Genomic DNA, 6666 nt, shown 5'->3' on the forward strand with positions numbered 1-6666 from the left:
CACGAGATCTCTGTCATATATATTCGGGATCAATCACGGCTCTTGAAGGAATCAATTTTATTGCACCACGAAATTGCCGGATTGCAGTTATCGGTCCTAACGGTGCAGGAAAAAGCACATTATTCAAACATCTGAATGGGATACTAAAACCCTCTTCAGGAATGGTTTTAGTTAATGGTGAGCCAATCAGAACAGATAATATCAGAAACATCAGAAAAAAAGTGGGTATTGTCTTTCAAAATCCCGATGATCAGATATTTTCTCCTACCGTTGAGCAGGATGTTGCATTCGGCCCAATGAACCTTGGATTGGATCCTGATACTGTCGAGCACCGGGTCTGTGAAGCACTTAAAATCGTAAACCTGGAAGACTACAGGCATAGGGTTCCTCATCGGCTATCTGGTGGTGAAAAGAAGCGTGTTGCAATTGCCGGAATATTAGCAATGGAACCTGAGGTGCTTGTGCTCGACGAACCAACTGCAGGGCTTGATCCTGCAGGAGTGCAAGAACTTGTTGGATATATAAAAGAATTTGCAACCAGGTACGGAATAACCGTCATATTTTCGACTCATGACATAGGATTGGTCTCTGAACTTGCCCAGATTGTGTATGTTATGGATAAAGGGAGATGTATAGCCCAGGGATCTATTGACGAGATCTTTTCACAGTCAGAACTTCTAAAATCTGTGAGATTGGACATTCCCGTTCTTCCAAAACTTCTGAAGTCCTTGCAGATGCACGGGGTGCCGGTTGAGATGGGATTCACGTATGAAGAGACAGAAGTAGCCCTGCTCAAAGCCTTTGGGAAGATATCATGATAGAAGAACTCTTTTCGCTTGAACAGTATGCAAATCAGCAGAGTTTTTTTCACCTCCTGGATGCACGGGTTAAATTTATTGTAGTCTGTGCGACGGTTGTTGCAATGGTATCCGTCCCATATTCATCGGTTGTTTATCCTGTTGCTGGCTTGTTTATGCTTTATCTGGCTCTGCTCTGGATCATAACCCGTCTTCCATACCGCATCTATTTTTCGCGGCTAGTAACCGCTCTTCCGTTTGGATTTATGATATGCGGGTTTCAGATCTTTTTTACAAATAAGTATTACACCGAATACCATGTGTTTTACGCACTTCCTTTGGGAGTAAATATCTACACTGAGTCTGTTCACTTTGCCTCGATTCTGCTCCTGAAATTTCTTGTATGTTTCTCGTTTATCATTCTGCTCTCCTGTACGACCACCCTACAGGATCTGTTAGATGGAGCAGCCAGGCTAAAAATGCCACCTGATTTTGTACTGGCTCTCGGAATGATGATCAGATACCTGTTTGTATTTGGACAGATGTACCAGAAGATCCATGAAACATTTCAGAGTAAATGTTTTGATCCGTTTGACAGGTCACTTTCATATCGGTACAGAATCACCCAGATGGGCTATACTCTTGGTACAATGTTTATTCGTTCATTTGAGCAGGGCGAACGGACCTATATGAGCATGCTCTGTCGTGGATACGGAAGGGGAACGTATTTGTATATCTGCAAAAAGGCACTGTCCAGGATGGACATCAGGTTTCTTACTATATCTCTGGGATATATAATTATAATTCCACTCGTCTGCTGGATCAGATACCAATAAAGAGATATTATTTATTCTTTTTTTTTCTTTTTTTGTGCTGTTGGTACGAGAACGAAACCATGAATAAGGTGTATGGAATTATATTCATTGCCTCATATAGTATCTGTATATGCCCGAAGATCCATTTTCAGCAACCGAGGATGACAACCTACAGGAGAGTGATCTCTCCCGTATCGGTGTCTCACTTCCATCAAATCTTCTCACCAGTTTTGATCAGATTTTAAAGAAACGCGGGTATTCTTCACGGTCTGAAGGTATACGCGATGCAATCAGATCATACATCACATATTACAAATGGATGGCTGATCTTTCAGGTCCTCGTCAGGGAGTTATTACCATCGTTTATGATCATCATCAACGCAACCTCGTCGCTGCGATTACTGATATTCAGCATGATTATATGGGTGTGATCCAAGCATCACTGCACTCACATGTCTCGCATACCCGTTGTGTAGAAGTTCTTCTTGTAAAGGGTGATGCTGCAGAAGTAAAAGAAGTTGCTGAACGATTGATGGCTCAAAAAGGCGTAGAAAACGTGAAACTTACAACAATTCCTCTGGAAGGATAATTTTTTATGTATATATCCGGGGGATGTACCCCCGGTATAGGGACATGTACGAGTAAAAGTAGGAATGTTATCGTGCTGGGATGATCAGGGATCGCTCCCCTGCCGGTTCAAACTCCCGGATAGCTCCTTTGGCAAACTCTTTTCTCGGCTCTGAAAAGTCAAACTGCAGAGACGGATCCGCAAATGTAATCTTCACCCTGGGATCGTAACAGAAAGGATCAGCCCGCCCAAAGTGAGCAGCACCGACGATAGCTGCATACTCCCCCTGGTGTCCCACGTTCATTGCGTAGTTTGGATAGTTAGGACCACGAAGTTCACCCATTGCTCCCCGGTCAGGTTCAATCGAAAGGGAGTTCGATGACCCACATTGATCCTGAAGATCATATCCGAAAAATCCAAGCCGGGACCAGGCATCCTTATGAACAATCATTGAGAGGTACCAGGCGTTCAGACCGGCATTCGAGTTTCCGGTAGCCATTGAAACACTGATTCCTGATGCAGCAGCGAGAACTGCTGCACGCTGGGAACCACCAAAATGGTCTTCCATAAGGGTTGGAAACTGCTCATACTGTTCGAGACCATAGAGGGTCACTTCAGTCCCAATGTCATTAACAATCTCCTGCGTTGGTTTGATCGTCTTATCAGGACCGGGCTGGGTGTAATCATACCCGTACTTGTCTTTGAGATAGTCCATCCCGTAGTACGTGTAATCATCTAAAATGTTGTCAGTGTACGCAGCGGTTGCATACTGGGTGAATCCGACCCCGCCTGACATATATGAACCAAGCCAGATCTGATCAAAGAGGACTGCACCTGCAGCTACCTGCTCAAGTGCTGCCTTTGCCGGATCATCAGGGTACTTACGGTTTGCCTGAATGATATCACAGAAAAGACCAAACTTGATACCGCCCGGCTCATTTGGTCCACGGGCACGCCGTGCGGGAAGATGAGTTCCCATCTGAATAACGCCGGCATGCTTAGCCGCATACGAGAGATCGGCAACTGCTGCTTCACCGGCACAGGTCCGGTAAGCCGCAATAAATGACATACCGATCTGCATTGCTGACCACCTGCTGGTTGTTCCACCATCACAGACACGACCAACAATGGTCGGGACGTGTATAGCCTGGTACATCGACTTTCCCACTTCTGCTTTCAGCACTTCAGCCTGTTTTTTAGGGAAGAGTTTCTCGATGTTGAGGAGGTATTGAGGATCGATCTGGTCTGCGACTTCATCATCTCCTGTGAAGATTTTCACATAACAGTCATCAACGAGACCCGGATTTGTCTCAACCATATGTTCCTGAACAACAGCACCGCCTGGCAATGCATGATTGAGAATGTGAAGATACTCGTTGATAGTTTCAGGAGTCACCTCTAAACCAAGACGTTTTTGCAGGGTGTTGTGGGCCATATCCATTCCGACGATGATGGTTCGTCTGATATCATCCCACATCTGTTGCATAGCCGAGTTGTTGACAAAGTGAAGATCATCACCCTCCACAAAGGTTCCAGTCCCCGAGACCTCGTAGGTCATCAGCTGCCTCTGACCCATTGGGATTCCTCCCAGATGACAGTGGTCAGGATCATACATGGAGATACCACGTTTGTTGACGATCTCCTCGTTAATCTTGATGAATTCTCGTTTTCTGGGAGACTGGTGAACACCATCAAAATGATAAAAACTGGTTTTCTGGGATTCTACATCCTGGCCGGCAAATTTCTCTTTCAGAGCCTTGAGGAATTTTTTCTGTGTCTTCTCAACATGGGTCATTTCTTCACCTCCCTGGGCATAAATCCGTATTTAGTACGGAGTGTGTGAATCCGCTGCAGATATTCAATATATTCAGGATCTTCACGAAGCGGGTTACCCAGAAGGGAGTGGAAGATCGTACTGTTTTCCTGAAGCCAGTCATCATCCAGTGGCTTTCCGACTGGGACCTTGCGATCCAGTGGGACTCCGATCTGATTCTTGACATAATATACGATCCCGTCACTTCCAAGCGTACATCGCTGAATTGCATCAAACTGCATCCCATCTTCAGAGAGCCGGAGTGAGTGACCATGCACCGTTGCCCCACGAAGACTCACCCGGGCCGGATCAAACATCTCGGTCTCCATCAGAGTTGAGCAGTACTGTTCGAGATCCCTTTCTCTGCATTCAACGATCTGCCTGCCTGACAAAGTTCCAGGATCTATTCCCCTAAATCGGTACATTTCAGAGTACGTGCGTTGATATGGCTGACACGGAGCGTTGTACATGGAATCTGCAAACTGTACATATCTGACCCGGTCCCCATGCTGGGCACCATCGGTCGGTTTTACCAGTCTCCGCATTGGGCAGTCTGGTTCGGTTGTCTCCTGAATCGGTGGATGGACACTCCGGTATGCCTCACCAGGAGAGCGATGTCCAAGAATGAGAATAATGTCCTCATCAGTGATGGTCCGCATCTTCTTCAGGTGATGCTCGGGATTCATCTGTTTACGGCGATTAATTGCAACCTTTGAAGTTCCAGGACCGTAATTGGGAGTATATGTCATCTCTTCACCTACCCTTCAAGCATGTTGTTCTCACAATGTCCTGAAAATGAGGCCTGTTGTTCATATCTGCCGATATTAACGGGTTTATCTTTACGTTTCGGATCGCACAGTCCGATCAAATCAGGCTCCATTTTCGGACCGTACTTAGCGTAGTCAACCATGGTCGGATTTGGTTTGATGAAGGTCCCTTTCTGGATGTAAAATCCGAAGTTAGTGAAGAACTCATTACAGGTCTCTGCAATCCGGTCTACAACAGAGGCTTCCTCAAGTTCAAGAATGATATCACCGACCATGAGTCTGATGTCAACATCAGTGCCTGCAACGGTAACGGCGGTCTTAAAATCTGTAGTATTCTCAATTCCCCTGGCCGGACCGTACGGAACAGTTTTAGGAATATTCTGTCCTCTAAGAAGAATTCGTCTGATGCCGGGAACTTTCACAATCATATTGAGAAGTTTTTCCGTTGTTTCAGGTTTCATCATCCTGATTGAGACGATCTTCACCTGTGGATAGATCTCCTGGGTGGCAGATGAGATGTTGCTCATTCAGGCACCTTCTGCAATCTGATTAATTGGACGACGGAATACATCGATGGTTCCGTATGTCTCTCCCATGATTTTTGAGGTCCCTTCTGGTGAGAACATCTGTGTTCCACCATCCATTGAGGCGGCTGCTACTGCACAGGGAATAGCAACACCTGATGCATGCCTGGTCACAACGTGATTTCCATTAAAGATACCCGGCCCGCCACCACCATAGATCGAATGGCTGAAGAACGAGAATCCAACACCGGTTCCCATATTTCTTCCAAAATCACTGCTTGGAAGCCCGGTTTCGTGCTCTATCATGTCGTTGAAATACAGGAGTGTTGCTGATACCGCCTGAACAAACCGCCCTGCTCCACAATTAACTATTGTTGCAGCTAATGTGCCTGCAGAAACATATGCATTCCAAAGTGCTGGATCTTCAGTATCATAGAACTGGAAGTACCCACCCTTTTTGCCTGGTTTGATGACATGGTCTTCTAGTGCCCGTTCAACGAGGGACTGAACTACTGTTCCTACGGTTCCAGACTGACCGTTATCCTTCACAATATCATAGACCATGTTGTTTGCATTCAGACCCTGATATGCATAACAAAGGAGTTGATTTCGTTCAAACGGACCGACGCATCCCATCTCAAATATGGCTGCTGTTTCAAGGGTTGATGAAAGTGCTGCACCCTGCAGTGCATTTCTGCCAGTCATCATCACAAAATGGTTGACTGAAATATTGCGGAGGGCATACCCGATACCTTCATTATTCTGTGGAATTGTAAGGATTGAAGTGACAAGTGCAGCTTCCATATCCTGAGTATGCGGATACGATCCCCAGGCAGCTGCCTTTACTGTTGAGGCATCAAAAGGACTGACATCAAACTCATCCACAATTGCGTAGGTGACCGCTGATGCAACCGATGTAATCGCCGCATCATATGTGGAAGCACCAACAAGCCTCTGGGTGGGAACCTTCACGAGAAGGAGATTACCTTTGTTGAACTCAGTGATATCTGTGTCATCTCCCTCTTCCAGTTGTACCATGTCATGGATCCGCTCGATGAGAGAATCCTTGTGTTCCATGATTGGAAGGTTCAGTTCACGACCTAGTATCCTGCCTTTTCCAAGCTTTGCACCTTTAAGTGCCTGTTCGATACCTGCCAGATTGACGTTAATAGTCCGTTTGGTTAAATCAACAATCTTCAATGTCGCCGGGTTTATGAGCGGATGGATCCGATTCAGGGAAACCCCGGATTTGAGAAGTTTTCCATCGTCAGAATAGAGATCAATGGAATCCTGATACTTGGTCATGGTTTCATCCAGTACGAGATCGAAAGTTGCAATACAGTGAGAGCCCATGAACCGAATTGGTTTGAGCTGTAGAACAT

General features: G+C 45.8%; 7 protein-coding genes. 3 read left to right on the top strand and 4 right to left on the bottom strand.

Features of this window, described 5'->3' with window-relative positions; genetic code table 11:
• The 3 genes from VN429_RS00035 to nikR form a co-directional block, all read left to right on the top strand.
• Positions 1–818, top strand: an 818-nt coding sequence (locus tag VN429_RS00035; RefSeq protein ID WP_325628433.1) for an ATP-binding cassette domain-containing protein, incomplete at its 5' end; no start/stop codon positions are given.
• On the top strand, positions 815–1633 hold the full coding sequence (gene cbiQ, locus VN429_RS00040) for a cobalt ECF transporter T component CbiQ (protein WP_325628435.1): 819 nt from the start codon (positions 815–817) through the stop codon (positions 1631–1633). The genes VN429_RS00035 and cbiQ, both read left to right, overlap by 4 nt.
• 109 nt (positions 1634–1742) lie before the next feature.
• A complete protein-coding gene (gene nikR, locus VN429_RS00045) occupies positions 1743–2201 on the top strand; it encodes a nickel-responsive transcriptional regulator NikR (RefSeq protein WP_325628437.1) in 459 nt (152 codons plus the stop codon).
• 67 nt (positions 2202–2268) lie between these two features.
• On the opposite strand, the gene mcrA is transcribed toward nikR, so the two are convergent.
• The 4 genes from mcrA to mcrB are packed head-to-tail and all read right to left on the bottom strand — an operon-like array spanning position 2269 to position 6589.
• Complete coding sequence (mcrA, locus tag VN429_RS00050; protein WP_325628439.1) at positions 2269–3975, bottom strand: coenzyme-B sulfoethylthiotransferase subunit alpha; 1707 nt, start codon at positions 3973–3975, stop codon at positions 2269–2271.
• Positions 3972–4742: a coenzyme-B sulfoethylthiotransferase subunit gamma gene (gene mcrG, locus VN429_RS00055; protein WP_325628441.1), complete on the bottom strand. Its 771-nt coding sequence runs from the start codon at positions 4740–4742 to the stop codon at positions 3972–3974. Before mcrG ends, mcrA begins: the two co-directional genes overlap by 4 nt.
• Before the next feature lie 8 nt (positions 4743–4750).
• Positions 4751–5287, bottom strand: coding sequence for a methyl-coenzyme M reductase operon protein D (mcrD, locus tag VN429_RS00060; protein ID WP_325628443.1), 537 nt, complete (start codon positions 5285–5287; stop codon positions 4751–4753).
• Complete coding sequence (gene mcrB, locus VN429_RS00065) at positions 5288–6589, bottom strand: coenzyme-B sulfoethylthiotransferase subunit beta (protein WP_325628445.1); 1302 nt, start codon at positions 6587–6589, stop codon at positions 5288–5290.
• Positions 6590–6666 lie beyond the last annotated feature (77 nt).

The organism is Methanospirillum sp., from assembly GCF_035560735.1.
GTDB lineage: Archaea > Halobacteriota > Methanomicrobia > Methanomicrobiales > Methanospirillaceae > Methanospirillum.